At 69.1% G+C, this 1,438-nt stretch carries 2 protein-coding genes; both read left to right on the forward strand.

Features of this window, described 5'->3' with window-relative positions:
• On the forward strand, positions 1 to 332 hold a 332-nt coding region (locus BLW04_RS29410; RefSeq protein ID WP_217631283.1), incomplete at its 5' end, for a hypothetical protein.
• Positions 333 to 440: 108 nt separating this feature from the next.
• Positions 441 to 1,438: metallophosphoesterase family protein (locus BLW04_RS25485; RefSeq protein WP_139307052.1), on the forward strand; the 998-nt coding region annotated here is incomplete at its 3' end.

Consider the following 1,438-nt stretch of genomic DNA (forward strand, 5'->3'; position numbering starts at 1 on the left):
CCGGCCCGCATCGCCACCTCGGCGCGGCGGCTACGCCTGCACCTGCCGCGGAACTGGCCCTGGCAGGCCGGCTACGACCAGCTGTTCACCGCCACAGGGGAGCGGAGAAGAAGGCGCTACGGGCCGCACAGGTCTACATGGATGACGTGACCGACGATCACCTACGCCGGATCAAGGCCGCGGCCCTGGTCGAAGGGGCTGACGTGACCGGCAGTGCCATCGTCCGGCGCGCGGTTGCTGAACTCGTCGAGCGCCACGGCCACGACGGCATCGTGCGACTAATCCAGGACGACCCGATCGTCCAGCGCGGCAAGGGACGCCCCCGCCGCTAGACCTGGTGGAACGCTTCACCGCCACCACATGAGATCAGCTGCGAGTTGCCGACATGCGCCAGCTTGTACTTCACTGAGCGTGAACAGGCCACCCACGAAAGGAGTATCGTGAAGCGCAGTGTCACTCTAGGGCTCGCCGCCGTGCTGGCTAGCTCGGGCATGACCCTACTGGGCGCCCCCTCTGCCAGCGCCGCCTCGTGCACCGTCGCGGCGGCCGGCGACATCGCGGGCTCCGACGACTACCGGGCGGGCGCCGCCGCGACTGCCGACCTCATTCTCGGCGAGGACCCGGAGATGGTGCTGGCACTGGGCGACTTGGCCTACGACAAGGGCACCGTCAGCGAGTTCAAGAACTACTACCACCCAACGTGGGGGCAGTTCCAGTCCAAGACAGAGGCCGTTCCGGGCAACCACGAGGCACGCAGCGGAGACGCGGGCATCACCAGCGAACTCGGGGCGTCCGCAGTCGAGAACCGGGGCGTTGACGTGTGCGGCTGGCGGGTGATCCTGGTCAACCAGTACAACGACATCGATGAGGCTGCCGCGTTCATCACCGCCGATGCGAAAGCCCATTCTGACGTCCCGACGGCGGTCGTGTGGCACCAGCCCCGGTTCAGCTCGGGCTCGGAGCACGGCAGCACTGCGTCCACGCAGCCGATGTGGGCCGCCGCCACTGCAGCTGGCGCGCGCATCGTCCTCGGCGGCCACGACCACGACTACGAGCGTTTCGCTCCGATGAACGCCTCGGGCGAGGCGTCCGCGAGCGGCACCCGGGAGTTCGTCTCCGGCCTGGGCGGACACCACCTCCGGGACTTCGGCACCGAGCAGCCCAACAGCGAGGTGCAGTACACCGGCAGGCCGGGGGCCCTGTTCCTCTCGCTGCACGGCGACGGGTCCTACTCCTGGTCGGAGAAGACCGTCGATGGGACCGTCCGGGACTCGGGGAGCCAGTCAGCTCCGTCCCTTCCCGCGCCCGACAGCCGCACGGCGCGGCCCGAGGCGAAAGACCTACTGGCCGAGATCGCTGCGCAGTCGGCCAAGGCACCCGGCGGCTCCGCCGACAAGACCCGGCAAATCGCCCGACTGCATGCACTGGCCACGACACC

It is taken from the genome of Modestobacter sp. DSM 44400 (assembly GCF_900107175.1).
GTDB lineage: Bacteria > Actinomycetota > Actinomycetes > Mycobacteriales > Geodermatophilaceae > Modestobacter.